The following is a 24,052-nucleotide window of genomic DNA, read 5'->3' on the forward strand; positions in this document are numbered from 1 at the left end:
GGCTGAAGTTATTCGGTATGTGCAAATAAATTATGCAGTGCGGGTTTTAGTCTTGAGTACGTGAAGGTGAATTCTAACTCGGTGAGCTTTTTGGGTTTGGCACGCGCACTGTCAAAAAGCAGTACTGAACTTTCTCCCATTAGCAAACGAATTGCCCATTTGGGGGTAAAAAGGAAATGTGGTCTTTTAAGTGCTTTAGCCAATTGGTGACTAAATTCGCGGTTAGTGACAGGATGAGGAGCGCATAAATTAAACGCTCCCTGAGCATGCGGGGTGTTGAGTAGAAATTCAATCGCTTTAACCATATCTTGGCGATGTATCCATGGCATGTATTGCTTTCCTGAACCAATAGGACCTCCAATGCCCATTTTGTAAGGTAAAAGCATTTTTTGTAATGCACCGCCGCTGGGGTCTAATACAATGCCTGTTCTCAATAAACATACTCGAGTTTGCTCAGAGCGCGCTCGTAACGCGATTTCTTCCCAGCGTGCGCAAACCTGATGAGGAAATTGTGAGTTATTCACCTGCAGGCTCTCATCAAAAGGATGTTGCTGTTGGTCACCGTAATAGCCAACGGCTGACCCGCTGATAAAGACCGAAGGCGCTTCTGTGCTCGCATGGAAACGTTCAACTAACTGCTCGGTGAGTTGCCAACGACTTTGACAAATCTTGCTTTTTTGCGCCGCGGTCCAACGTTTATCTGCGATGGGTTCTCCGGCGAGGTTTATCACCGCGTCAAATTGATTAAAATCACTGAATTCATCGAGACTGGAAATATAGTGGATATTTCCCATGTCAGCATGCGCAAGCGTCTGTTTGGCTCTGGAGGGCTGGCGTGTAACAAGTGTAATTCGATGGGTCGAAAGCAATTTTAACAGTTCTCGTCCAATGAAACCTGTACCACCGGTGATCAAGATATCCATTCGCACCTCCTTTCTTTAGTCTTTGAATTATAGTCACTTAGACAAACTCACACACATAAATTTGTCAACCGTTGATGTCCATTAGTGCTTTCAAAGTCTCGAGTTAACAAAACAGCCCATGACGAGTCATAAAAATGTCTAAGCTCAGTGTCGGATCACACCCCTTTACCTGCGCTGTGCCAAGCTTTGAAGGTCAGCTAAGTGAGGAAGGAATGGGCGGATTTTTTTCATTATTAAAAGCGATGCTTTCAAGCCTTAAAGATCTATTGCCGATTGTGGTTGTCATCGCATTTTTCCAATGGGGCGTGCTTGGGCAGTCTCTACCTAATTTGCTATCAATTCTAAGTGGGCTTTTTTTGGTTGTGTTGGGGTTGACGCTGTTTGTTTTCGGACTGCAACTTGGGCTATTTCCAATTGGAGAAACGATGGCACAAGCGTTTGCTCGCAAAGGGTCGTTAATGTGGTTATTGGTTTTTGCATTTTGTTTGGGGTTTGGTACCACGGTGGCAGAACCGGCGCTCACTGCCATCGCTGATGAAGCGAGTGAAGTCGCGGCTCACGGAGGAATGATTCATAGCGGGATTGAGGACATAGAGAGTTATGCGTTAGGGCTGCGATTAACCGTCGCATTGTCCGTTGGGGTAGCCATTGTTCTTGGAGTCATACGTATTGTGAAAGGCTGGCCCATTCAAAGGTTCATTATTGGTGGTTATTTGGCGGTTGTGGCTCTAACGCTGGTGGCACCTCCATCTATTATTGGCATTGCTTATGACTCCGGTGGGGTCACAACGTCAACGATTACGGTCCCTCTAGTGACCGCGCTCGGCATCGGGCTCTCTTCAGCGATAAAAGGTCGCAATCCAATGATTGATGGCTTTGGCTTAATTGCCTTTGCGTCCTTGTTACCGATGATTTTCGTCATGCTTTACGGCATGTGGGTGGTTGTATGATCTGGCAGTCGTGGTGGGCATCATTGCTCGGAACGCTGGGGGATGTGGCGCCAATAGTGACGATGATTGTGGTTTTCCAGTGGGTTATTTTGAGAAAGCCTGTGGCGAATTTACCCAAGGTCATACTGGGCTTTGTCTATGTGGTAATCGGGTTATCACTTTTTTTGATTGGGCTTGAGAAAGCCTTATTTCCACTTGGTGATACGATGGCAAAGCAGCTAACAGACACCAAGTTTTTACATGAGATGCAATGGGTTCCTTCACATCAATTAAAAGCGATAGATTACTACTGGGTGTATTTATTTGCGTTTTGTATCGGGTTTAGCACCACCATCGCTGAACCAGCTTTGATCGCTGTTGCGCTTAAAGCCAACCAAGTCTCAGGGGGGAGCATACGAGTGAACGGCTTACGAATATCCGTTGCATTTGGTGTTGCCATTGGGATTGCTTTGGGCTGCTATCGTATTGTGGTTGGCGACCCTATTCATTATTACATTATCATTGGGTATTTAGTGGTGGTGGTGCAAACCTACTTTGCACCTAAAATGATCATTCCTCTGGCTTATGATTCTGGCGGTGTCACTACGTCAACCGTGACTGTACCGATTGTCGCAGCACTAGGTTTGGGGCTGGCATCAACCGTACCTGGGCGCAGTCCGATGATTGATGGTTTTGGTCTTATCGCCTTTGCGAGCTTATTTCCGATTATATCCGTCATGGCTTATGCGCAGATCACACAGTGGTGGACTCAACGTATTGAGCAAAAGGAGAAACACGATGCGATTTAAATTATTGGTAGCATTTGTTGAAGACAGTAAAACCGATGCGGTACTTGATGCTGCGCGTGAGGCTGGCGCAACGGGGGCGACCGTTATCAATAATGCCCGAGGTCAAGGTCTCAATCAAAAGCCGACGTTTTTAGGACTGACATTAGAGGTACAAAAAGACGTTTTGCTGTTTGTGGTTGAAGAGCATCTTGCGCGGCACATATTAGAAACTATCAATCAGGTCGGGGAATTTGAAAGCCAATCTGGGCAGGGAATTGCGATTCAAATCGATATAGAAGATGCCGTGGGAGTTAGTCATCAAGTTGAACGTCTAACCAAAGTCGTGGAGGATGAGTTGTGATGGGACATAAAGCAATCTGTGTGCGGGATGTGATGGCGAACAGTTACGTAATGGTGGATGGATTAACCACGGTTAAAGAAGGCATCTTGTTAGCGAAAAAGCATCAAGTTAAAGCTTTGGTTGTTAATAAGCGCCATGAGCATGATGAATTTGGTTTGGTTTTAATGAATGACATCGCTAAGAAGGTGTTGGCGCAAAATCGGGCGACCACACGCACTAATATTTATGAAATTATGACGAAACCGGCATTATCGGTGAGTCCTGATATGGAACTGAAATATTGCGCTCGTTTGTTTGAGCGTTTTGGTATCAGTCGGGCGCCTGTCATTGAATCGGGTGAGGTTATCGGAATGGTGAGCTATAACAACATTGTCTTGAACGGCATGGTGACCGATGACGATGGGTAGCAAAATCGGTACAATGTCCTTAGGGATTTAAAGGAGAAGGCGTTGTGAAATTATTTATTGCTTCCGATTTGCATGGCAGTTTACCAGCCACCGAAAAGATGCTTGCTGCCTTTGAACAAAGTGGTGCTGAGACGCTCATTTTATTAGGGGACTTACTCAACCACGGACCTCGAAACCCGATTCCGGATGGCTATCAACCAGCCGAGGTTGCTCAGTGTTTAAATCGTTACTCTGAGCGTATTATTGCGGTGAGGGGAAACTGTGATAGCGAAGTCGATCAAATGCTTTTAGGCTTTCCAATGCTTGCGGACTACGCTTGGGTATTGCTGGCGAATGGTCGTCGTCTGTTTTTAACCCACGGTCATCTCTACAATAGCGCTAAACGACCAGCACTCAGAGCTGGGGATGTCATTGTTCATGGACATACGCACATTCCGGTGGCTCAATTAGACGATGACTGTGTTATTTTTAATCCGGGCTCAACGACATTTCCACGTCAGGAGTATGTACCAAGTTATGGCGAAGTCGACATGGACAGCCAACAACTTTTCGTTCGAGATTTTGATGGTCAAACCTTGATGACGTATTCATTTGATGGTTGAAGACAGTGAGCATAACAGCCGAGCTTTTAGGCTCGGTTATTATGGTTGTCAGAATGTCCTAAATCTCGCTCAGGGTCTATCACATCTCTAACGCGTTGTTTTAAAACTTTCGCTTCAGGAAACCCGTCGTCTTGTTTGCGCTCCCAAATGCGCTCCCCATTGCAGAAAATTTCAAAACGCCCACCCGTATCAGGATGAAGAGCCACCTGATCTACGTCTTCACTAAAAGTATGTAATAGCTCTTGGCTTAACCAACTTGCGCGCAGCATCCAGTTACATTGACGACAATAATAGATATCAATTTTAGCTTTTGTCATGGTTTCTCTTTCACTAAGACGATGATAAAAAAGAGGCTCACCGTAGTGAACCTCCTAGAGGGATTAGTTTGAGAATAACACCGTTGACCCATGGCTTAAACTGGTCAGCAATAAGGTTTTATCATTGACGATATCGATGCGCCGGCTTTGCTGAGCATCCACTTTAAACAGTTGAGTAATCAAGGCTAACTGAGATTGAGAGAAGTTTTTTGCGGTTTGTGCCGACACATCTTTAAACTCAGTGGGGGAGACCAGCAAATAGTTATCACTGATGCCCCAGTCACCGGTTTCAGAAAAGCGTAAAACACTGGTTTCCTCGCTGTTCTCTGCGTATAGCGTAATAGCTGCGACACGAATGTAATGACCGTTCGGCAGGTATTTTACGTTGGAGGTTGCGATCGCCTTTTGAAGTGGGCCAACTCCCTCATTTTGTTCTTGCTCGTTGATGATGGTGACCATTTTTGATTGCCACTCTCGAGAGGTTAATACCTGCTCCATTTTCAAGTCGCTTCCCCAATACAACCAAGCGCTAAAACCGACCGAAAGCAGAATGACTAACCCAACAATCTTTTGATTAATATTTTTCATCCTTATTGGCACACCCTATTAAGACCGCTCTCATCGGTGAAGATTCTTAAGGTCACATTGTTCTCTGAATGATTGAGAGGATAAATGTAGTTGAGAACAAGCTGATTATTTTGGCCTCCAGTAGCGATGATTTCTTCAGGGGCAACACCGTTGATGTGAGACCGCTCATTGTACTGATTGATACAACGTTCAATCGAACCCAGCCAATTTTGTAATGATGGATGGCTAATCGGTGTTTTTACAGGGACATCATGATAAACGGCGATGTCACGAAATGTGGATTGGCTGGGCTGCGAAAAAAGAAGCACACAAACGGGTAGCAACACCGCCAATACGAGTAATGTTTTACTTAACCATGAGAACTTTTCCGTTTCTGGTTGTGTCTCGTACGTGGGTTTACTCAATTCGATATCGGTTGAATTGATACTCTCCACCTGAGGCATGGATACCGCCGTTTCATCTACAGATGATGGCGCATTCTGCGAAGTCGGCGTTTCTTCAAGGTGTTCGCTTATTGATGAGATGCTCGGTGGCGCGCTTGGGGTTGTATCTTGAAGTTCATTGGTTTGCTCGACCAGACAAATTAGCTGGTAGCCACGCTTAGGGACGGTTTTTACAAACTCCGGTGAGCGCGTGGAATCATGAAGCATTTTACGTAGCGTAGAAATGGCTTGAGTGAGACTTGAATCATCGACCTCAAAGCCTTGTTCGCGCCATACAAAATCATGCAACTCGTTACGAGTTACCACTTCATTGGGTTTTTCGGCAAGTAGTAATAGGATGCGGCTTTCATTGCTTCCTAAACGGATAACATCACTTTCGTTGTTTAAATCGACAAGAGAATTGCTGTTGGGGTCGAAGATGAAACGATTTGCCAGATTAAACTTGGTGCCAATTTGACTCATGGGTAAGACCACTACATGTTTTTATATTTAATGCTGGGCTAAGTCTACTCCTTGTAGGAATAAACGAAACCCTAGGAGAATTTATATTTTTTTAGATCCCAAGAATAATAAAATTTATGTCAAAAAAACAATGTTTTTATGCTGTTTGACCTTGAATTTACATTTAGCACCCTCACTTTTAGTACCAAACTCATTCCGACTCATCACTTGTGCGATTGCAAGTGATGGCTATGTAACTAGGTTATGGAGCAAACATGAGCGAAACTGTTACTAACAATAAAGAAACTCGTGGTTTTCAATCAGAAGTGAAACAACTACTTCACTTGATGATTCACTCTTTATATTCCAATAAAGAGATTTTTTTACGAGAACTGATATCTAACGCTTCGGATGCGTCTGACAAATTGCGCTTTCAAGCGTTATCTAACCCCGATCTATACCAAGGTGATGCGGATCTTGGTGTGAAAGTCTCGTTTGACGAAGAGGCCAACACACTGACTATTTCTGATAACGGGATTGGTATGAGCCGAGAAGATGTCATTGAACACCTTGGTACCATCGCCAAATCAGGAACCGCAGAATTCTTTTCCAAATTATCCGATGATCAGAGTAAAGACTCTCAATTGATTGGTCAGTTTGGTGTTGGTTTCTACTCGGCATTTATTGTCGCTGATGCTGTAACTGTAAGAACTCGAGCTGCGGGTCTTGCCGCTGATCAAGCGGTTCAGTGGCACTCTGCTGGTGAAGGGGATTACACCATCGAGACGGTAAGCAAAGAGTCTCGAGGTACTGACATCGTTTTGCATATGCGTGACGAAGGTAAAGAGTTCCTTAACGAGTGGCGCCTGCGCGAAGTGATCAACAAATATTCTGATCACATTGGTATTCCGGTCTTTATTCAGACCACAGTTCGAGATGACGAAGGTAACGAAACCGACGAAAAAACCTGGGAGCAAGTCAATAAAGCACAAGCGCTTTGGACTCGTTCTAAATCGGACATCAGCGACGAAGAGTATCAAGAGTTCTACAAACACGTTTCACACGATTTTGCTGAACCACTCGTTTGGGCACATAACCGTGTTGAAGGTAAAAACGATTACACCAGCTTACTCTATATCCCGGCGAAAGCACCTTGGGATATGATGAATCGCGACCATAAGAGTGGCTTGAAACTGTATGTTCAGCGCGTCTTCATTATGGATGATGCTGAGCAGTTTATGCCATCTTATCTGCGTTTTGTTCGTGGCTTAATTGATTCTAATGATTTGCCGCTCAACGTATCGCGCGAAATTCTTCAAGATAACAAAGTGACCCAATCACTGCGTAACGCTTGTACTAAGCGTGTTCTCACCACGCTTGAGCGTTTAGCGAAAAACGACCCAGAAAAATACCAAACCTTCTGGAAAGAGTTTGGTTTGGTTATGAAAGAAGGCCCAGCGGAAGACTTCTCTAACAAAGAGAAAGTCGCGGGACTACTGCGTTTTGCGTCGACCGAAAATGAGTCGTCTGAGCAAAATGTCGGGCTTGCTTCTTATGTCGAGCGTATGAAAGAAGGACAAGATAAGATTTACTATCTCACCGCGGATAGCTACTCAGCAGCGAAAAATAGCCCACACCTTGAACAGTTTAAAGCCAAAGGTTTGGAAGTCATCTTAATGTATGACCGCATTGATGAGTGGCTGATGAACTACCTCACCGAGTTTGATGGTAAGCAGTTCCAGTCCATCACCAAAGCCGGTTTGGATCTCAGCAAGTTTGAAGACGAAGCGGAAAAAGAGAAGCAAAAAGAAACCGAGGAAGAGTTTAAGTCTGTGGTTGAGCGTACCAAGGAGTACTTGGGTGAACGCGTGAAAGAAGTCCGCACCACGTTCAAACTGGCATCAACCCCAGCCGTTGTGGTTACCGATGATTTTGAGATGGGAACGCAAATGGCCAAGCTACTAGAAGCGGCTGGCCAAGCTGCGCCAGAAGTGAAGTACATTCTTGAAATTAACCCAAATCATGATCTTGTTAAGCGCATGGCAGATGAACCGGATCAAGAAGCCTTTGGGCGTTGGGTTGAAGTTCTGCTAGGTCAGGCAATGTTAGCGGAACGTGGCTCTATGGAAGATCCAACTCAATTCGTTGGGGCCATTAACCAACTTTTGGCTAAGTCATAAGCTAAATTAATAAGCAAAAGCCCGCATAAAGCGGGCTTTTATCTTGTTTTTAAATGAAATTTACACATCTTCGGCTAAATTCGGTGTTTATGTCGTGAAATCGATATCAAAAGGCATTCTTTAGTCTTAAACGCCGCCTCTTTACCTGAAGTTGTGATAAAATCCAAGACTTGAATGTGAACAGCAACGCGTGTATTTTGCACGCCTAATTTAAGTCATCTTATACCGAAACTTATCGTAGCTACCTTTTTGTGGTCGCGACACAGTGAGCTTCGGTATAAAACTTTTATCTAAAGAGGATTACACATGCGCATCATTCTTCTAGGTGCTCCAGGTGCAGGTAAAGGCACACAAGCTCAGTTCATTCAAGAAAAATACGGCATTCCACAAATCTCAACCGGTGACATGCTACGTGCTGCAATCAAAGCAGGAACTGAGTTAGGTAAACAAGCGAAAGCTGTTATCGATGCCGGACAACTAGTGTCTGATGACATTATTCTCGGGCTTATCAAAGAGCGTATCGCTCAAGACGATTGCGAAAAAGGCTTCTTGCTAGACGGTTTCCCTCGCACCATTCCTCAAGCTGACGGTTTGAAAGCAATGGGCGTGGATATCGACTACGTGATCGAATTCGACGTGGCAGATGATGTGATCGTTGAACGTATGGCTGGTCGTCGTGCGCACTTACCTTCAGGACGTACTTACCATTTGGTGTACAACCCACCGAAAGTCGATGGTAAAGATGATATTACTGGTGAAGACTTAGTGATCCGTGATGACGACAAAGAAGAAACAGTTCGTGCACGTCTTGGTGTTTACCATGAGCAAACAGCTCCTCTTATTCAGTACTATGGCAAAGAAGCTGAGCAGGGCAATACTAAATACCTTCAGTTCGACGGTACGAAGCCAGTTGATGAAGTCAGTGCAGATATTGAGAAGGCATTGGCGTAATTCGTCTACCCGTATTTGAATGAAATTGTTATAGTAAAAAGCGACTTTAAGAGTCGCTTTTTTTGATCTTGCCGAGCGTGTTTGGCGTAGAGAGAAGGCGACGATAACAAATAGAAAAGGGTGAGATGAACGAACATAAAAAGACGGGTGTGCTACTTGCCAACTTAGGTACCCCAAACGCACCAACCGCCTCCGGAGTCAAATCGTTTTTGAGCGAGTTCCTTCATGACCATCGGGTTGTTGATATGAGTCGTTGGTTATGGTGTCCCATTTTACATGGCATCATCTTACCGATCCGCTCTCCGAAAGTTGCCAAGCTGTACCAATCGATTTGGATGGAAGGAGGGTCGCCATTGATGGTGTATTCTCAGCAGCAACGTGACGCCTTGCATGAACAGTTAAATCTCCCTGTTGAGCTAGGTATGACGTATGGCGAACCTAGCCTAAAACAAGGCGTGGAAGCGCTACTCGCCCAGGGTGTTGAACGGTTGGTCGTGCTGCCTTTATATCCTCAGTATTCAGCGACAACAACGGCAGCGGTATTTGATGGGCTTGCGAAAGTGTTCAACCAATCGGCCTATTTGCCGGAGCTCTCTTTTATTGGTGATTATCATAACCACCCACTGTTTATTAAAGCGCTTGCAGATAAAGTGCGTGAGTCTTGGCAAACACATGGGCGCGGTGACTTATTACTGTGTTCATACCATGGCATACCAAAGCGCTATGCGGATAACGGCGATGTTTATCCTCAACACTGCGCCGAAACGACTCGTTTATTGGGGATTGAATTGGGGCTCTCTGAGCAGCAAATTAAGATGACTTATCAATCTCAATTTGGCAAAGAAGAGTGGTTACAGCCTTACACGGACAAAACCATTGAAACGCTTCCCAACCAAGGAATTAAGACATTGGACGTTATCTGCCCAGCATTTTCTGTCGATTGTTTGGAGACGTTGGAAGAGATATGTGAGCAAAATCAGGAGCTATTCATGGAAGCTGGAGGCGAGGGGTTTAATTACGTTCCATGCCTAAATGCGGATGCCGCGCATGTTGATTTAATGGCGCAATTAATTCGTGAGAAGAATGCCTAATTGATTCCTAGATGTCCAAATAAAAAAGGCACCGAAGTGGTGCCTTTTTTATTGATGATCATAGATTACGCAGTTTGAACCTCTGCTTGAGGCTGCTCATTTTCATCGTGCTCTCCACCCTCTGCGCCATGCATCCATTTCACTAACTGGTTAGAAAACAGAAGAAGTAGTACGGCGCTAATGGTTGCTGCAATGGCAATACCGCCAAAGATTGACATCGCGCCAAGCTCGCCGACATGTGAACCGATTAGCCCAGCGACGTAATTGGCAATCGCATTAAAACCAAACCAAGCACCCATCATTAGAGAGGCTAAACGTAGCGGGGCTAACTTAGTTACCATTGAAAGCCCGATTGGAGACAAGCAAAGCTCACCAAGAGTATGGAAGAAGAAAGCGCCAACAAGCCACAACATCGACGTTTTGACAGTAACATCGCCTCCTTGCTCCATTACGGCACCAACCATGCACAAGAACCCAAGCGCTAAGAAGAGTAAAGCAACAGCAAATTTAACTGGTGAGCTCGGTTCGCGTTTCCCCATTTTCACCCAGAGTGCAGCCAGTACTGGAGCAAGAGTAATAATGAAGAATGGATTGAGAGACTGGAACCATGCGGCTGGCACTTCAAACCCACCAATCATACGGTCAGTATATTCTTGGGTATAGATATTCATCAGGCCACCTGCTTGTTCAAAGCCAGCCCAGAAGACAATGACGAATAGGCCCATAATTAGAATAACTTTGAGTCGATCGCGTTCTTGCTTGGTTAAGGGTTGTTTGCTTTTTGCGTGCTTTTTATCCAGATCTCTTTTTGCAGCTGGAACGACGCCAATTTTACCCAACCAACGACCCGCAAACATCATTTGCATAATCAAGCTAATGACCATACCGATTCCAGCTGTGACAAAGCCATATTTCCAACCAAAACTGTCGGTAACTGAACCCGCAATGACACCAGCAAGGAGCGCGCCTAAATTGATGCCCATGTAGAAAATAGTGAATGCGCCATCACGACGGTGGTCACCTTCATCATAGAGATCACCAACCATAGTGGAAATATTCGGCTTAAATAAGCCATTCCCGGTAATAAGAAGGCCGAGACCGAGATAGAATGCGTGGACGTCATTTAAACCAAATACTGCGTTATGAGGCAGTGCCAGCGTGAACTGGCCGATGGCCATTAACGCACCACCAATTAACACAGAGCGACGTTGACCTAAATAGTTATCAGCCAACCATCCACCAATCAGCGGGGTGATATAAACGAGCCCAGTGTATATACCGTATAGATCGAGAGCATCTTTAGTACTCCAACCCATACCGCCATTGATCGTTGCATCGGTCAGGTAAAGTACCAAAATTGCACGCATTGCGTAGTAGGAAAAGCGTTCCCAAAGTTCGGTACCAAAAAGAAGGAATAGGCCGCGTGGGTGGCCCATGATTTGATGATGTTGGTTTGACATATATTCTGCTTATGGATCTTATGTGAGCTGAATATTTTACTTTATTTATACTGACTAGATAAATATATTGTAAATTTGCATTTGTACGGCATTGCCTACATTGTGCTGTAATTATTTGAAACAAAAAGAAATTTGCGTGATCTTTATCGCAATGAGTGGTTCGAAATCTATGATTTCATAAATGGAATTGTGCTGTCGGTGGCGTTGGACTTAACTTGGAGCAGTTTGCTGCGTTTTTGAGAAATGTTAGTATAAGCAAAATTGTGCACTGGTTGATGTCTATGAAAAACTGGTATTTGGTTTACTGCAAGCGGGGAGAGCAGTTAAGAGCCAAGCTCAACCTTGAACATCAAGGTGTTGAATGTTACTACCCACAAATAAGTGTCGAGAAAATAGTTCGCGGTAAGCGTCAGCTGAAACAAGAGCCTCTGTTTCCTTCCTATATTTTTATTCGGTTTGATTGTGAAATCGGCCCCACGTTTACCACGATTCGCTCAACACGGGGAGTGATCGACTTTGTTCGGCAAGGTGCGATGCCTCAGCAGTTGCAAGGCGATTTAGTCGTGTCGCTCAAGCAAATGGAACAGCTCGATGAGCAAATGCAAAGTGAAGTGCCGAAAAAGGGGCAGTCGCTTCGTGTCAAAAGCGGGCAATTTGCGGGGATAGATGCTATCTATCAAGAGCCTGACGGTGAAACTCGCTCTATTCTACTGGTCACGCTTTTGAGCACTCCTGTTGAAATGAGTATTGATAATCACGATATTGAATTCGACTGAGACGTTGGCACGTTACTCACTGACATAAAAAAGCGCAGAGTTGATGACTCTGCGCTTTTTACGTTCAATGGAAAACTGAGTTAACGATTAAGCCCCTTCGGCATAGGCGTCGTTGTGTACGTTTTGAACCGCGCGGCCTGATGGGTCAACACAGTTTTTGAACGACTCATCCCATTCAATTGCCTTAGCAGAAGAACAAGCGACCGATGGTCCACCTGGAACACACTCAACGGCAGATGGAAGCGGGAATAATTCTTCAAAAATCTCGCGGTACATGTAGCCTTCTTTGGTGGTTGGTGTGTTGTATGGGAAGCGGAAAGAAGCCGTTTCCATCTGTTGATCCGTAACACGCTCGGCTGCAACCGCTTTAAGAGTATCAATCCAACCATAACCGACACCATCAGAGAACTGCTCTTTTTGACGCCATGCGATAGATTCAGGCAGGTAATGTTCAAAACATTCGCGAAGAATGTGTTTTTCCATTTTGCCGTTACCGCACATTTTATCGGCTGGGTTTAAGCGCATCGCGACATCGATAAATTCTTTATCAAGGAATGGAACACGACCTTCGACGCCCCATGCGGCCAATGATTTATTAGCTCGCGCGCAGTCAAACATGTTCAGAGCTAACAATTTACGAACCGTTTCTTCATGGAACTCTTGAGCATTAGGTGCTTTATGGAAGTACAAGTAACCACCAAAAATTTCATCAGCGCCTTCGCCGGAAAGCACCATCTTAATCCCCATGGCTTTGATTTTACGTCCCATCAAAAACATAGGTGTTGATGCTCGAATCGTCGTGACGTCATAAGTTTCAATATGATAGATAACGTCACGAATCGCATCTAACCCTTCTTGAATGGTGTAGGTCATTTCATGGTGAACCGTACCAATTTGCTCAGCCACTTCACGTGCCGCTTTTAGATCGGGGGCGCCTTCAAGGCCAATAGCAAATGAGTGTAGCTGGGGCCACCAAGCAGCTGATTTATCGTCATCTTCGATACGCATTGCCGCAAAGCGTTTAGCCACTGCCGAAGTGATGGAGGAATCTAAACCACCAGACAATAATACGCCATAAGGTACATCGGTCATCAATTGACGTTTAACGGCGGCTTCTAGTGCTTCGGTTAACTCTTCTTTGCTGGTGGTGTTGCCTTGAACCGCTGCATATTCATTCCAGTCGCGTAGATAGTAACGAACCGGAGACGAATCTTGCGAGCCGTAGTAGCAACCCGGAGGGAATTCACTGATGGTACGACATACCGGCACTAGGGCTTTCATTTCTGATGCCACATAATAGTTACCATGTTCATCATAACCTTGGTACAACGGAATAATCCCGATGTGATCACGGCCAACTAGGAATTGGTCTTTTTCTTCATCGTAAAGAACGAAAGCGAAAATACCGTTCAACTCTTCCAATAGATCCGCACCCATCTCTTGATACAGCGCTAAGATCACTTCGCAGTCAGAGTCGGTCTGGAAATCGTATTTATCTTGGTAGCGTTGACGAATTTCTTTGTGGTTATAGATCTCACCGTTAACTGCAAGAACCAGTTTTTTATCAGGGCTATAAATTGGTTGAGCGCCACTGTTGAGACCAACAATCGCAAGGCGCTCATGTGCTAAAATCGCACGCTCTGATGAGTAAATTCCTGACCAATCAGGACCACGGTGACGCAATTTTTTAGACATTTCCAATGCAACAGGACGAAGCGCTTGCGCGTCTGTTTTTATGTCTAAAATGCCGAAGATAGAACACATAACCAATTCCTTTGTTGAACGTTTTTTACTGCTTTGAAGATAATTTGCCACTTTGATTAATAAATGCAACCAGAAAGTGTTCAAAATAATACTTAAAATGCTTTGTGGTAAATTTTTTTTAATTATATTGAAAATAATTAAATGAAATCTAACTCGGGGTAGATTTTAGCCACTTTTGGTGTAAGGAAGTGAGAAAAGGGGACAAATAAGGCGGTCTTATGACCGCCTTAGCATGATTGAGTTTTTAGGGTTGATTAAAGTTTGGCTTCAGTTGGTCACACACGTGGCGAGCAAACCCGCCCCCGGCTTCGCGATAAATATTAAACGCGGCGTCAACGCCTGATTCCATTAAATCCTCCACTTGGTCGGGGTATTCGGCAATGGCCGCGATTTGACCGTTAAATCCGCGCGCTTGAAGCTGTTGTAAGGCTATTTGATTACCCTGATGGTGAGGCATGGCGAGCAAAACCAATTTGACGTTAGCGGTATCTAAAATTCGTTCCCAAAAATCAGAGTCTGTCGCATCGCCACAGATCACATTACGACCTAAACTGCGATGCTCATGCGCTGCATCCTCCCGTACTTCGATTCCTAAGCTAATTTTTCCATAGCGAGCTCGAAGTTCGTCATAGGCTCCCGATCCAATACGCCCCATGCCCAGAATGAGAATTTGTGCATGTCCTGGGTTAATACGCTGATCGCGGTGATTGAGATTTTCCGCCGCCTGTTCTTTTAACCATTTGGCGGATTTTTGGTAGAGTTCATGGCCTTTACGATTAATTGGCGATGCGATGATAAATGACATTGACACCGCAAGCGCGAGTGCGACCAGTACGTCGTCACTCATCCATCCCATCTTAAACGCAAGCCCACCCAGTATTAGGCCAAACTCGCTGTAATTGAGTAGGCTGAAAGAGGCCATTAAAGACGTTCGGACTCGAAATTTAAATCGGTTCAATACCCAAAAGTAAAGAACGCCTTTCAACGGCAAGAGTAACAACACTAATAGAGCGAGGACGAGGCCGGATAAGGTTGGTTGTGCCGACAGTCCGATATTAAGAAAGAAACAGATCAAAAACAGCTCTTTTAAGTTGAAGAGTGACTTCGAGAGTTCTGACGCTTTTGAATGTTGAGCGAGTAACATACCCAGAATCAGCGCGCCTAAATCCGGCTTCACTCCGACCAATTCAAACAGTCCAGCGCCAACGACTAAGGCGAGGAAAACGCCTAATAAGATCAACATTTCGCCGTGGCCGACTTTATCCATCAATCTGAAAAATAGCGGGCGAACCAGTGGTAAGGCAAATAGGGCAATCGCATACCAATGAGGTAACTTTCCGGTTGATGCGGTTAGAAACACCACCGCGAAGATGTCCTGCATAACAAGAATCCCGATCGCGATGGTGCCAAAGGTTGCATTCATATCACCCCGTTCTTGCAATGACTTTACCGCAAAGACCGTACTTGAAAATGACAGAGCGAAGCCAAGTAAGGCTAATTGTGCAAAGTCCATTGATGCTAATGCATTCACACCAAGCACTTTAAGGCCCACGAGGACAACACTAAACAGCGCAGTAGAAAGGAGATTATGCAGTGTTGCGCCAGCCCATATCTCTTTCGACATCAAGACTTTGACATCCAGCTTCAGGCCGATGGTAAACAACAATAAAGTGACCCCAAGATCCGCCAATTCAATAATGGTGTCATTGGTGGTGTAGCCGAAAGCATGCAAGCCAAACCCTGCAAGTAAGAAGCCGACCAGAGGAGGAAGGTGACACTTTAACGCAATGAAACCCGCGACAAAAGCGGCGCTAATAAGAATGAGATCCATGGCTGACGTTTACTCGCTTAATACAAAAAAGGGCTAGGTAGTATACTTAGCCCTTAAGTTTATCTAACTGTGAGAGTTTGTTGTTAATTTTCAAGTAACTTTTGTAACAAAACCCCATTTAACATTGCCCGCTTAATCATTGCAAAAGCTCCAATGGTCGGTTGAGTATCGATTTCGGACGCCACAATCGGTAACTGTTGATGAAATGTCTTCAAGGATTGATTTTCGACATTACGTTGTATTGCAGGAAAAACAATGTCTTGGCTTTGAATAATATCGCCGGCAATCACCACTTTCTGTGGGTTAAATAAGTTAATGGTGATCGCAATCGCTTTTCCTAACTGGTTTCCGACCCTCACTAAGCTTTGTTTAGCCAACTCATCGCCTTGGTTGGCATGCTGGCAAATCGTGGTAATTGTAATGTGCTCTGCTTGAGATAAGCTTGATTCATAGCCTTGGGCGATCAGTTTTTTTACCCGCTCTACAATCGCAGGATTGGCAGCCACTGTTTCTAAACAGCCAAAGTTACCGCACTGGCATTGTTCGCCGAGTGGATCGATTTGGATATGACCAATTTCGCCAACGTTACGGTTGTGGCCAAGAAAAACTTGTCCATTGACGATAATACCTGCACCGGTGCCTCGATGAACGCTAACCAAAATCGAATCCTGACAATCTTGGCTGGCTCCGAAATAGTGCTCAGCAAGCGCCATACCACGAACATCATTGCCGACAAAACACGGTACTTGAAAGGTTTCTACGATCAAATCAGAAATGGCTAAGCTGCTCACTGCAACGTTAGGCATGTATTCCACCACACCAGATTCAGGATTAACTAAACCTGGTAATGAGACGCCAATCGCGATCAGTTGTTTAATGAAGCCCTGCTGATTATCGATAAATTGGCGAATGTGCGTGATCAATCCGTCGGTAAGTTGAGTTTGGCTGGTGTAGTAAAATTCTTGGTGTTCAGACACCAGTTCTTTACCACCGAGGTTATATAAGCTGAGGTGGATATAGTCTCGCCCAAGCCGCACGGCAATCGAGTGGAAAGGCTCCACTTCAGTCGTGAGGGAGATAGCGCGTCGACCGCCTGTAGAGGCTTGCTGCGCTACTTCTTTGATTAAACCGCGTTCTAGAAGCTGACGGGTAATCTTGGTAACACTGGCGGGGGCTAATTGGCTAACATCCGCAACTTGAATTCGTGATATCGGGCCTTGTTGATCAATCAGGCGATACACAGCTGCGCTGTTAAGTTGTTTTACTAGATCTACGTTACCTATCTGTCCGCCATTCATGCTTTATGTTTACTCGTCTTGTCCGTTAACTATCGTTTTTACAACGTTGAAGTCGCGGTCAAATGCGGTGAGGTTTGCGACCATTCCTTCTCGAATACGGCCGAGTTTACTGTCTACACCGATTGCCTTGGCAGGATATAATGTTGCCATTCGCAGCGCTTCATCCAACGCGATACCGACGTGCTCAACGGTATTTTTAACCGCTTCTATCATCGTGAGCGCTGAGCCGCCTAGTGTGCCATTCTCATCAACACACTTACCATCTCGGTAATATACTTTCTTACCAACAAAAATAAAGTAATCCATATTAGCGCCTGCAGGAGCTGTGGCATCCGTCACTAATACTAATTTTTCGCCCTTAATTTTGTGGGCGATACGAATGTTCGCGTAATCAACATGGAAGCCATCTGCAATAATACCAGCATAGACGTCTTGAGTATCAAAGATAGCGCCCACCACTCCAGGTTCACGGCCAACACTAGGCGTCATCGCATTGAATAGATGAGTCGCAAAACGAATACCGGATTCAAAGCCTTGACGGGCTTCGATGTAGGTTGCATTGGTATGACCAATTGACACAACAATACCCGCTTGGTGAAGGCGTTGAATATGTGAATGATCGTTGATTTCTGGTGCTAGGGTCACCTTGGCGATGACATCCGCATTGTCACAAATTGTCTCAATCATTGCTTGGTTTGAAGGGCGAATGTAATCCACATTGTGAATGCCTTTTTTCGCGGCGTTAAGATAGGGCCCTTCAAGATGCAAGCCAAGTGAATGGTTTGGGTTTAGGCGTTGATACTCACGTGTGACCGCGATAGCCCGCTGCATATCCTCATCGGATGAGGTGATCAAGGTAGGAAGAAAGCTGGTACATCCAGATTTTAAATTGGCGCGATGCATTGTTTCTAGCGCGGCAGGCGTGATGTCGTCGTTAAACATCACACCACCACAACCATTGAGTTGTAAATCAATAAAGCCAGGACTTAAATTTGCGCCCGCCAAATCTTTCTTTTCAATGTTGTGCGGCAGTTGTTCTTCACGGCAGACTTGTTCAATGACCCCATTTTTTACGACGACCGCATGGTGAAGCAATACGTCAGAGCCGGTGAATATTTTGCAGTTCGTTAGCGCATACATGGTCAGCTAATCCTTTTATCGATTCTTGTTCTTTGGTTACGCCTAAAATTTCCGTCAAACAACAATGGCAGATTGTCTCTTGTTTGTTTACATGGTCAGGCAAAATAAAATGAAGAAAAGTAACTTTTAGGTGATAAAATCTTCGGTTTTTTCACATTATGCGATATTTATGACAAGACCTAGGGCTGTTTTCTTCATTGTTTATAAATTTTTTTGGGTATTGATGACGCTGAATGTCAAGAATAACGCGGTTTACGAGATTATATTATCATTTTTTACAACATGAAATAAGTTTTATGATCTTGCTAGCAAAAACCCTATATTGCAGAACTTTGCGGTGATAATGATCACAAAAGGTAAGGTTTTAATTTGCGGAGCAAAATTAAAACCATAAACTGGGGGAACTAAATTGAGCGGATAAAAAAAGTCGTTCAAGATAATAAATATCCTATAGGGGGAACTATAAGGTGAATATTCTTGGTTATTTTCAAAGCGTAGGTAAAGCGCTGATGGTTCCGGTGGCAACTTTGCCCGCCGCGGCCATCCTCATGGGGGTAGGGTACTGGATTGACCCGACCGGCTGGGGTGCTAACTCTGCATTAGCGGGGTTCCTTATTAAAGCGGGAGCAGCGATTATTGACAACATGTCATGGTTATTTGCTGTCGGTGTCGCTTACGGTATGTCGAAAGACAAAGATGGTGCTTCCGCACTGGCTGGTTTGGTGTGTATGTATGTGGTTACAACCCTGCTGTCACCTGGTGCAGTTGCACAAATCCAAGGTATTGACCCTTCAGAAGTTCCTGCCGCATTTGGTAAAATTCAAAACCAATTTGTAGGTATTCTAGTGGGCATCATTTCTGCCGAAATTTATAACCGTTATTCGACAGTTGAATTGCATAAAGCGCTGGCTTTCTTCTCAGGTAAGCGCCTTGTTCCTATCTTAACTTCATTCGTTGGTATCCTTCTCTCTTTTGTTCTCATGTACATTTGGCCAGCGATTTATGGTGGGCTTGTACATTTTGGTGAGTCGATTCAAGGCATGGGGTCTGCAGGTGCGGGGATTTATGCCTTCTTTAACCGCTTGTTGATTCCTGTTGGTCTTCATCACGCATTAAACTCAGTGTTCTGGTTTGATGTTGCTGGGATTAATGATATTCCTAATTTCTTAGGTGGCGCAAAATCTATCGCAGAAGGAACCGCCGTTGCCGGTGTAACGGGTATGTATCAAGCTGGGTTCTTCCCAATTATGATGTTTGGTCTACCTGGTGCTGCTCTTGCGATTTACCATACATCGACCGCCAAGAACAAAGAAAAAGTGGCAGGCATCATGATTGCGGCTGCATTTGCTTCTTTCTTTACAGGGGTAACGGAGCCACTTGAGTTTTCATTCATGTTCCTTGCGCCACTGCTTTATGTGCTGCACGCCGTGTTAACGGGTATTTCGGTGTTTATTGCCGCTTCCATGCACTGGATTGCAGGCTTTGGTTTCTCCGCTGGTTTTGTCGACTTATTCCTTTCTACGCGTAACCCATTGGCGGTTCAATGGTATATGTTGATTATCCAAGGATTGGTGTTCTTCGCTATCTATTACGTTGTGTTCAGAACGGTTATCGTGCGCTTTAACCTCAAAACACCAGGACGTGAAGACGAGGTTGAAGGTCGCGCTGGTCAACCATTGCAAGGGGCAAAAGAGTCAAATAAATTGGCTAAACAGTATTTAAAAGTGCTTGGTGGTCATCAAAACCTATCGAACATTGATGCTTGTATTACCCGCCTTCGTTTGACGGTAAAAGACATGTCAGTGATTGATGAGCAGCAGCTCAAAGATTTAGGTGCAATGGGCGTGGTTAAACTTGGCTCTAACAACCTACAAGTTATCTTGGGACCGCTTGCGGAAATCATTGCCGGTGAAATGAAAAATATTGACCAAAACGAAGATTTATCTGAGGTTTCAACTTCCTCATAATACTTTTGGTTATCCATCATAGAGCCTCCTATTTAGGGGGCTTTTTTTGTAAAAACGTATAGAAATTGAACGACATTTGCCAACTAAATTGTCACGTATTGTGCTGGCGCGGCTTAATCATAGTGGCACAAACATCGAGTTGGTGGTGGTTTAAGCGTTGGTCGTGATTATTTTTCAAGAAAACTCGAGATATAGTTGTGCATTCGCAAAGAATTGTGGATCATTACCGCTAATATAATTTGTGGCCTAATTACAGGTACAAACCCTTTCTCTGACAATACTAAAACAATTGAGGTGCTATAGATGAGTGAAGCTGAAGCTCGTCCATCGAATTTTATTCGCCAAATCATCGATAAAGATTTAGCGGATGGCAAACACACAAGCGTGCATACTCGTTTTCCGCCAGAGCCGAATGGCTATCTGCATATCGGGCACGCCAAGTCCATTTGCTTAAACTTTGGTATTGCTCAGGATTACCAGGGACAATGTAACTTACGTTTTGACGACACCAACCCTGAAAAAGAGGATGTGGAATACGTTGAATCGATTAAGAATGACGTAAGCTGGTTAGGTTTCCAGTGGAGTGGCGATATCTGCTATTCGTCCAATTACTTCGATAAACTTTACGAGTATGCGATTGAGCTTATTAATAAAGGCCTCGCTTACGTTGAAGAGTTAACCCCAGATCAAATTCGTGAATACCGTGGCACTTTAAAAGCGCCAGGTAAACCAAGCCCGTATCGCGATCGCAGTGTGGAAGAGAACCTTGCACTATTTGAAAAAATGCGAGCAGGTGAGTTTGCTGAAGGTAGTGCATGTTTACGTGCAAAAATCGATATGGGTTCGTCGTTCATGGTTATGCGCGATCCCGTCTTATACCGTGTGCGCTTTGCCGAGCATCATCAGACTGGTGATAAATGGTGCATTTATCCAATGTACGATTTTACTCACTGCATTTCAGATGCATTGGAAGGCATTACTCACTCATTGTGTACGCTTGAGTTCCAAGACAACCGCCGTCTTTATGATTGGGTTCTTGAAAACATTACGATTGATTGCACGCCACATCAGTACGAATTCAGTCGCTTGAATTTAGAGTACACGGTGATGTCTAAGCGTAAATTGAACCAACTTGTGACCGAGAAACTGGTTGATGGTTGGGATGATCCACGTATGCCAACCATCTCTGGTTTGCGTCGTCGTGGCTTTACTGCTGCATCGATTCGTGAGTTTTGTAAACGCATTGGTGTCACCAAGCAAGATAACATGATTGAAATGAGCTCGTTAGAGTCTTGTATTCGTGATGATTTGAATGAAAACGCACCACGTGCAATGGCGGTTATTGACCCAGTTAAGTTAGTGATTGAAAACTACGAGCAAGGTAAAGTCGAAACCTTGAACGTGGCAAATCATCCAAACAAACCTGAGATGGGCAGCCGTGAAGTTCCGTTTACTCGTGAAGTTTGGATTGAGCGTGAAGACTTCCGTGAAGAAGCCAATAAAAAGTACAAACGTTTAGTGTTGGGTAAAGAGGTGCGTTTACGTGGCGCTTATGTGATTAAGGCTGAACGCATTGAAAAAGATGACCAAGGCAATATCACAACGATTTACTGTAGCTACGATGACCAAACGTTGGGCAAGAATCCAGCCGATGGTCGAAAAGTGAAAGGCGTTATTCATTGGGTATCAGCGGATAAAGCGCTGCCTGCTGAAATTCGTTTGTACGATCGTCTGTTTACCGTACCAAACCCAGCGGCGTCTGATAACTTTGCTGAAACCATTAATCCAGAGTCTTTGGTTATTAAACATGGCTATGTGGAACCAAGCCTGGGTCAGGCGCAAGAGCAAGCCGGCTACCAGTTTGAACGTACGGGCTACTTCTGTGCTGATACAACGTCAAGCGCGGACAAGTTAATATTCAACCGTACCGTTGGCCTTCGTGATACGTGGGCAAAGATTGGTGATTAGAAACTAAAAAGGCACAGAAATGTGCCTTTTAAATAGGTTTGTCGATCAAAAAAGGCGCTATAAGCGCCTTTATTATTTCTTCTCTTTATGTGCATCAGGGTTAGTTTTACAACTCCCATCACCACACTTGCCATAGAGATAAAGACTGTGGTTGGTCAAGTTAACATTGTAACGTGCCGCAATCTCTTTTTGACGGTCTTCAATTAATTGATCTGAAAACTCAATCACCTCGCCACAGTCTAAACACACTAGGTGATCGTGGTGATGTTGGGTTGAGAGTTCAAAGACGGATTTACCCCCTTCAAAATGATGACGAGTAACAATGCCCGCATCATCAAATTGGTTCAATACACGGTACACCGTGGCAAGACCAATCTCCTCGCCGAGATCAATCAGCTTTTTATACAGCTCTTCTGCACTGATGTGTTGGCACTCAGGCTGCTGTAGTACTTCTAAAATCTTTAGCCTTGGAAGGGTTACTTTGAGACCAGCATCCTTCAACGCTTGGTTGTTGTCTGACATATACATTCCTGTTGATGATCTGCAGCGATAAACAGCACTCACTATTCCGAATATTATAGGTTAGTATAAGGGAACAATAAACCACGAACTTCAAGGGGTTACTAGAGGGTCGTCATAAAATTGTACGATAATCACTGATTACAAACATCCGACCAGTTACAATTTATTAACTTAATCAATTTGGATGGAGTACAGGGATGAATTCTTCGCTATCTAAGCTTTTAACCCCAAGCGTGGCAAAATTTTTGTTAAACAGTTGGCCGCCTTTCTGGGGAGCGGGAATTAAAATTACTGAAATTAGTCAGGATTTTCGGCAAGTTAACGTTAAACTCAAACTGCGCTGGTGGAATAAAAATGCCAATCGAACGCAATATGGCGGCAGCATTTTTTCGTTAACTGACCCGATTTATGCCCTGATGTTGATGCGTATTTTAGGCCATCAATATTATGTGTGGGATAAACAAGCAAGCATCAACTTTATTAAACCGGGTACTACGGATTTGTTTGCTGAATTTGTGATTTCTCAGGGGCAGCTTGACGCCATTTTGCAACAGACTGTAACTGGCGATAAATACTTCCCGATATTTGATATCCATATAAAAAATGTTCAAGGCGAAGTGGTCTCGCAAGTACAGCGAACGCTTTATGTCAGAAAAAAGACGGCTTACCGAGAGTTAACCACCGCGGAATAATCTTTAGCGGTTGAAAGTAGATAAAAAAATCCCCTGAACAGTCAGGGGATGGTTATCAGTCTTCGAGCTCAGCGAGACACATCTCTTCGTAAATCTGCTCACACCACGTGTTGACACGTTGCTCGGTTAGCTCAGGCTGACGGTCTTCATCGATACACAATCCAACAAATTGGCTATCGTCATCCTCTAGCACCGCTTTAGATGCTTCGAATTCATAACCTTCGGTTGATGTATAACCTAGAATAGTGCCGCCTTTTGCTTCAACGATGTCACGTACCGTGCCCATCGCATCGCAAAAGTATTCAGCGTAATCTTCTTGGTCTCCGCAGCCAAAAATAGCAACGAGTTTGGTCGAGAAGTCAATTTGCTCAAGTTCAGGGAAGAAATCATCCCAATCGCACTGTGCTTCGCCGTAATACCACGTTGGAATGCCAAGCAGAAGCAGATCGAAATTATCGATGTCTTCTTTACTGCTTTTCGCAATGTCTTGGACATTAACTAATTTTTTGCCGAGTTGCTTTTGAATCATCTTCGCAACGGCTTCAGTGTTACCTGTGTCGCTACCAAAGAAGATACCTACACTTGCCATAGATTCGTTACCTTTACTCTTGTC

General features: G+C 44.5%; 23 protein-coding genes. 12 read left to right on the top strand and 11 right to left on the bottom strand.

From position 1 onward, the window contains the following. Positions 1-8: 8 nt before the first annotated feature. Positions 9-923 carry a TIGR01777 family oxidoreductase gene (locus tag ACFFUV_RS00945; protein ID WP_390189058.1) on the bottom strand — a complete coding sequence of 305 codons (915 nt, stop codon included), beginning with the start codon at positions 921-923 and terminating at the stop codon, positions 9-11. Between the two features lie 212 nt (positions 924-1,135). Here ACFFUV_RS00945 and ACFFUV_RS00950 point away from each other — a divergent pair, with 212 nt between their 5' ends. Genes ACFFUV_RS00950 through yfcE form a run of 5 tightly spaced genes read left to right on the top strand, consistent with a single transcriptional unit; the run spans position 1,136 to position 4,010 of the window. After that, on the top strand, positions 1,136-1,873 hold the full coding sequence (locus ACFFUV_RS00950) for a DUF1538 family protein (RefSeq protein WP_390191786.1): 738 nt from the start codon (positions 1,136-1,138) through the stop codon (positions 1,871-1,873). After that, positions 1,870-2,661 carry a DUF1538 domain-containing protein gene (locus ACFFUV_RS00955; protein ID WP_390189059.1) on the top strand — a complete coding sequence of 264 codons (792 nt, stop codon included), beginning with the start codon at positions 1,870-1,872 and terminating at the stop codon, positions 2,659-2,661. Before ACFFUV_RS00950 ends, ACFFUV_RS00955 begins: the two co-directional genes overlap by 4 nt. Beyond that, a complete protein-coding gene (locus ACFFUV_RS00960; RefSeq protein WP_390189060.1) occupies positions 2,651-3,001 on the top strand; it encodes a P-II family nitrogen regulator in 351 nt (116 codons plus the stop codon). The genes ACFFUV_RS00955 and ACFFUV_RS00960 overlap by 11 nt, the downstream gene beginning before the upstream one ends. Beyond that, positions 3,001-3,408: a CBS domain-containing protein gene (locus ACFFUV_RS00965; protein ID WP_390189061.1), complete on the top strand. Its 408-nt coding sequence runs from the start codon at positions 3,001-3,003 to the stop codon at positions 3,406-3,408. The genes ACFFUV_RS00960 and ACFFUV_RS00965 overlap by 1 nt, the downstream gene beginning before the upstream one ends. A 44-nt stretch (positions 3,409-3,452) precedes the next feature. After that, the gene (gene yfcE / locus ACFFUV_RS00970; RefSeq protein ID WP_390189062.1) at positions 3,453-4,010 is read left to right on the top strand and encodes a phosphodiesterase; all 558 of its coding nucleotides are present in this window, start codon (positions 3,453-3,455) and stop codon (positions 4,008-4,010) included. Between the two features lie 26 nt (positions 4,011-4,036). Here yfcE and ACFFUV_RS00975 read toward each other — a convergent pair whose 3' ends face one another. The 3 genes from ACFFUV_RS00975 to ACFFUV_RS00985 form a co-directional block, all read right to left on the bottom strand. After that, positions 4,037-4,327 (bottom strand): Rdx family protein, encoded by a 291-nt coding sequence (locus tag ACFFUV_RS00975; protein ID WP_390189063.1) that lies wholly within the window; start codon positions 4,325-4,327, stop codon positions 4,037-4,039. 63 nt (positions 4,328-4,390) lie between these two features. Then, positions 4,391-4,906, bottom strand: coding sequence for a regulatory protein ToxS (locus tag ACFFUV_RS00980; protein ID WP_390191788.1), 516 nt, complete (start codon positions 4,904-4,906; stop codon positions 4,391-4,393). An 11-nt stretch (positions 4,907-4,917) separates the two neighbouring features. Next, a complete protein-coding gene (locus ACFFUV_RS00985) occupies positions 4,918-5,820 on the bottom strand; it encodes a winged helix-turn-helix domain-containing protein (protein ID WP_390189064.1) in 903 nt (300 codons plus the stop codon). 254 nt (positions 5,821-6,074) lie between these two features. Here ACFFUV_RS00985 and htpG point away from each other — a divergent pair, with 254 nt between their 5' ends. From htpG to hemH, 3 genes are all read left to right on the top strand, one after another. Further along, entirely contained in the window at positions 6,075-7,979 is a 1,905-nt protein-coding gene (htpG, locus tag ACFFUV_RS00990) for a molecular chaperone HtpG (RefSeq protein WP_390189065.1), read from the top strand. Positions 7,980-8,285: 306 nt separating this feature from the next. Then, positions 8,286-8,930: an adenylate kinase gene (gene adk, locus ACFFUV_RS00995; RefSeq protein ID WP_390189066.1), complete on the top strand. Its 645-nt coding sequence runs from the start codon at positions 8,286-8,288 to the stop codon at positions 8,928-8,930. Between the two features lie 125 nt (positions 8,931-9,055). Next, positions 9,056-10,021: a ferrochelatase gene (gene hemH / locus ACFFUV_RS01000; RefSeq protein WP_390189067.1), complete on the top strand. Its 966-nt coding sequence runs from the start codon at positions 9,056-9,058 to the stop codon at positions 10,019-10,021. Between the two features lie 65 nt (positions 10,022-10,086). On the opposite strand, the gene ACFFUV_RS01005 is transcribed toward hemH, so the two are convergent. Continuing rightward, the gene (locus ACFFUV_RS01005; protein ID WP_390189068.1) at positions 10,087-11,481 is read right to left on the bottom strand and encodes a peptide MFS transporter; all 1,395 of its coding nucleotides are present in this window, start codon (positions 11,479-11,481) and stop codon (positions 10,087-10,089) included. Between the two features lie 281 nt (positions 11,482-11,762). Here ACFFUV_RS01005 and rfaH point away from each other — a divergent pair, with 281 nt between their 5' ends. Then, positions 11,763-12,257, top strand: a complete 495-nt coding sequence (rfaH, locus tag ACFFUV_RS01010) for a transcription/translation regulatory transformer protein RfaH (protein WP_390189069.1) — start codon at positions 11,763-11,765, stop codon at positions 12,255-12,257. An 87-nt stretch (positions 12,258-12,344) separates the two neighbouring features. On the opposite strand, the gene asnB is transcribed toward rfaH, so the two are convergent. The 4 genes from asnB to nagA form a co-directional block, all read right to left on the bottom strand. Beyond that, positions 12,345-14,021 carry an asparagine synthase B gene (gene asnB / locus ACFFUV_RS01015; RefSeq protein WP_390189070.1) on the bottom strand — a complete coding sequence of 559 codons (1,677 nt, stop codon included), beginning with the start codon at positions 14,019-14,021 and terminating at the stop codon, positions 12,345-12,347. Between the two features lie 244 nt (positions 14,022-14,265). Continuing rightward, entirely contained in the window at positions 14,266-15,852 is a 1,587-nt protein-coding gene (locus tag ACFFUV_RS01020; RefSeq protein ID WP_390189071.1) for a cation:proton antiporter domain-containing protein, read from the bottom strand. A gap of 83 nt (positions 15,853-15,935) precedes the next feature. Next, positions 15,936-17,150: a DNA-binding transcriptional regulator NagC gene (gene nagC / locus ACFFUV_RS01025; protein WP_390189072.1), complete on the bottom strand. Its 1,215-nt coding sequence runs from the start codon at positions 17,148-17,150 to the stop codon at positions 15,936-15,938. A 9-nt stretch (positions 17,151-17,159) separates the two neighbouring features. After that, the gene (gene nagA, locus ACFFUV_RS01030) at positions 17,160-18,290 is read right to left on the bottom strand and encodes an N-acetylglucosamine-6-phosphate deacetylase (RefSeq protein WP_390189073.1); all 1,131 of its coding nucleotides are present in this window, start codon (positions 18,288-18,290) and stop codon (positions 17,160-17,162) included. 467 nt (positions 18,291-18,757) lie between these two features. On the opposite strand from nagA, the gene nagE reads away from it, so the two are divergent. Next, the gene (gene nagE, locus ACFFUV_RS01035) at positions 18,758-20,257 is read left to right on the top strand and encodes an N-acetylglucosamine-specific PTS transporter subunit IIBC (RefSeq protein WP_390189074.1); all 1,500 of its coding nucleotides are present in this window, start codon (positions 18,758-18,760) and stop codon (positions 20,255-20,257) included. A gap of 303 nt (positions 20,258-20,560) precedes the next feature. Further along, positions 20,561-22,225, top strand: coding sequence for a glutamine--tRNA ligase (gene glnS, locus ACFFUV_RS01040; RefSeq protein ID WP_390189075.1), 1,665 nt, complete (start codon positions 20,561-20,563; stop codon positions 22,223-22,225). A gap of 72 nt (positions 22,226-22,297) precedes the next feature. On the opposite strand, the gene fcrX is transcribed toward glnS, so the two are convergent. Further along, the gene (fcrX, locus tag ACFFUV_RS01045; protein ID WP_390189076.1) at positions 22,298-22,747 is read right to left on the bottom strand and encodes a ferric iron uptake transcriptional regulator FcrX; all 450 of its coding nucleotides are present in this window, start codon (positions 22,745-22,747) and stop codon (positions 22,298-22,300) included. A gap of 197 nt (positions 22,748-22,944) precedes the next feature. Between fcrX and ACFFUV_RS01050 the strand changes: the two genes are divergently transcribed. After that, positions 22,945-23,439 (top strand): DUF4442 domain-containing protein, encoded by a 495-nt coding sequence (locus tag ACFFUV_RS01050; protein WP_390189077.1) that lies wholly within the window; start codon positions 22,945-22,947, stop codon positions 23,437-23,439. Positions 23,440-23,494: 55 nt separating this feature from the next. Here ACFFUV_RS01050 and fldA read toward each other — a convergent pair whose 3' ends face one another. Continuing rightward, a complete protein-coding gene (gene fldA, locus ACFFUV_RS01055) occupies positions 23,495-24,028 on the bottom strand; it encodes a flavodoxin FldA (protein WP_390189078.1) in 534 nt (177 codons plus the stop codon). Between the last annotated feature and the right edge of the window lie 24 nt (positions 24,029-24,052).

It is taken from the genome of Vibrio olivae (genome assembly GCF_042428525.1).
Lineage (GTDB): Bacteria > Pseudomonadota > Gammaproteobacteria > Enterobacterales > Vibrionaceae > Vibrio > Vibrio olivae.

Coding starts and splice junctions, on each gene's coding strand:
- ACFFUV_RS00945 (WP_390189058.1), bottom strand. CDS start 923: ATGGATATCTTGATCACCGGTGGTACAGGTTTCATTGGACGAGAACTG.
- ACFFUV_RS00950 (WP_390191786.1), top strand. CDS start 1,136: ATGGGCGGATTTTTTTCATTATTAAAAGCGATGCTTTCAAGCCTTAAA.
- ACFFUV_RS00955 (WP_390189059.1), top strand. CDS start 1,870: ATGATCTGGCAGTCGTGGTGGGCATCATTGCTCGGAACGCTGGGGGAT.
- ACFFUV_RS00960 (WP_390189060.1), top strand. CDS start 2,651: ATGCGATTTAAATTATTGGTAGCATTTGTTGAAGACAGTAAAACCGAT.
- ACFFUV_RS00965 (WP_390189061.1), top strand. CDS start 3,001: ATGGGACATAAAGCAATCTGTGTGCGGGATGTGATGGCGAACAGTTAC.
- ACFFUV_RS00975 (WP_390189063.1), bottom strand. CDS start 4,327: ATGACAAAAGCTAAAATTGATATCTATTATTGTCGTCAATGTAACTGG.
- ACFFUV_RS00985 (WP_390189064.1), bottom strand. CDS start 5,820: ATGAGTCAAATTGGCACCAAGTTTAATCTGGCAAATCGTTTCATCTTC.
- htpG (WP_390189065.1), top strand. CDS start 6,075: ATGAGCGAAACTGTTACTAACAATAAAGAAACTCGTGGTTTTCAATCA.
- adk (WP_390189066.1), top strand. CDS start 8,286: ATGCGCATCATTCTTCTAGGTGCTCCAGGTGCAGGTAAAGGCACACAA.
- hemH (WP_390189067.1), top strand. CDS start 9,056: ATGAACGAACATAAAAAGACGGGTGTGCTACTTGCCAACTTAGGTACC.
- ACFFUV_RS01005 (WP_390189068.1), bottom strand. CDS start 11,481: ATGTCAAACCAACATCATCAAATCATGGGCCACCCACGCGGCCTATTC.
- rfaH (WP_390189069.1), top strand. CDS start 11,763: ATGAAAAACTGGTATTTGGTTTACTGCAAGCGGGGAGAGCAGTTAAGA.
- asnB (WP_390189070.1), bottom strand. CDS start 14,021: ATGTGTTCTATCTTCGGCATTTTAGACATAAAAACAGACGCGCAAGCG.
- ACFFUV_RS01020 (WP_390189071.1), bottom strand. CDS start 15,852: ATGGATCTCATTCTTATTAGCGCCGCTTTTGTCGCGGGTTTCATTGCG.
- nagC (WP_390189072.1), bottom strand. CDS start 17,150: ATGAATGGCGGACAGATAGGTAACGTAGATCTAGTAAAACAACTTAAC.
- nagA (WP_390189073.1), bottom strand. CDS start 18,290: ATGTATGCGCTAACGAACTGCAAAATATTCACCGGCTCTGACGTATTG.
- glnS (WP_390189075.1), top strand. CDS start 20,561: ATGAGTGAAGCTGAAGCTCGTCCATCGAATTTTATTCGCCAAATCATC.
- fcrX (WP_390189076.1), bottom strand. CDS start 22,747: ATGTCAGACAACAACCAAGCGTTGAAGGATGCTGGTCTCAAAGTAACC.
- ACFFUV_RS01050 (WP_390189077.1), top strand. CDS start 22,945: ATGAATTCTTCGCTATCTAAGCTTTTAACCCCAAGCGTGGCAAAATTT.
- fldA (WP_390189078.1), bottom strand. CDS start 24,028: ATGGCAAGTGTAGGTATCTTCTTTGGTAGCGACACAGGTAACACTGAA.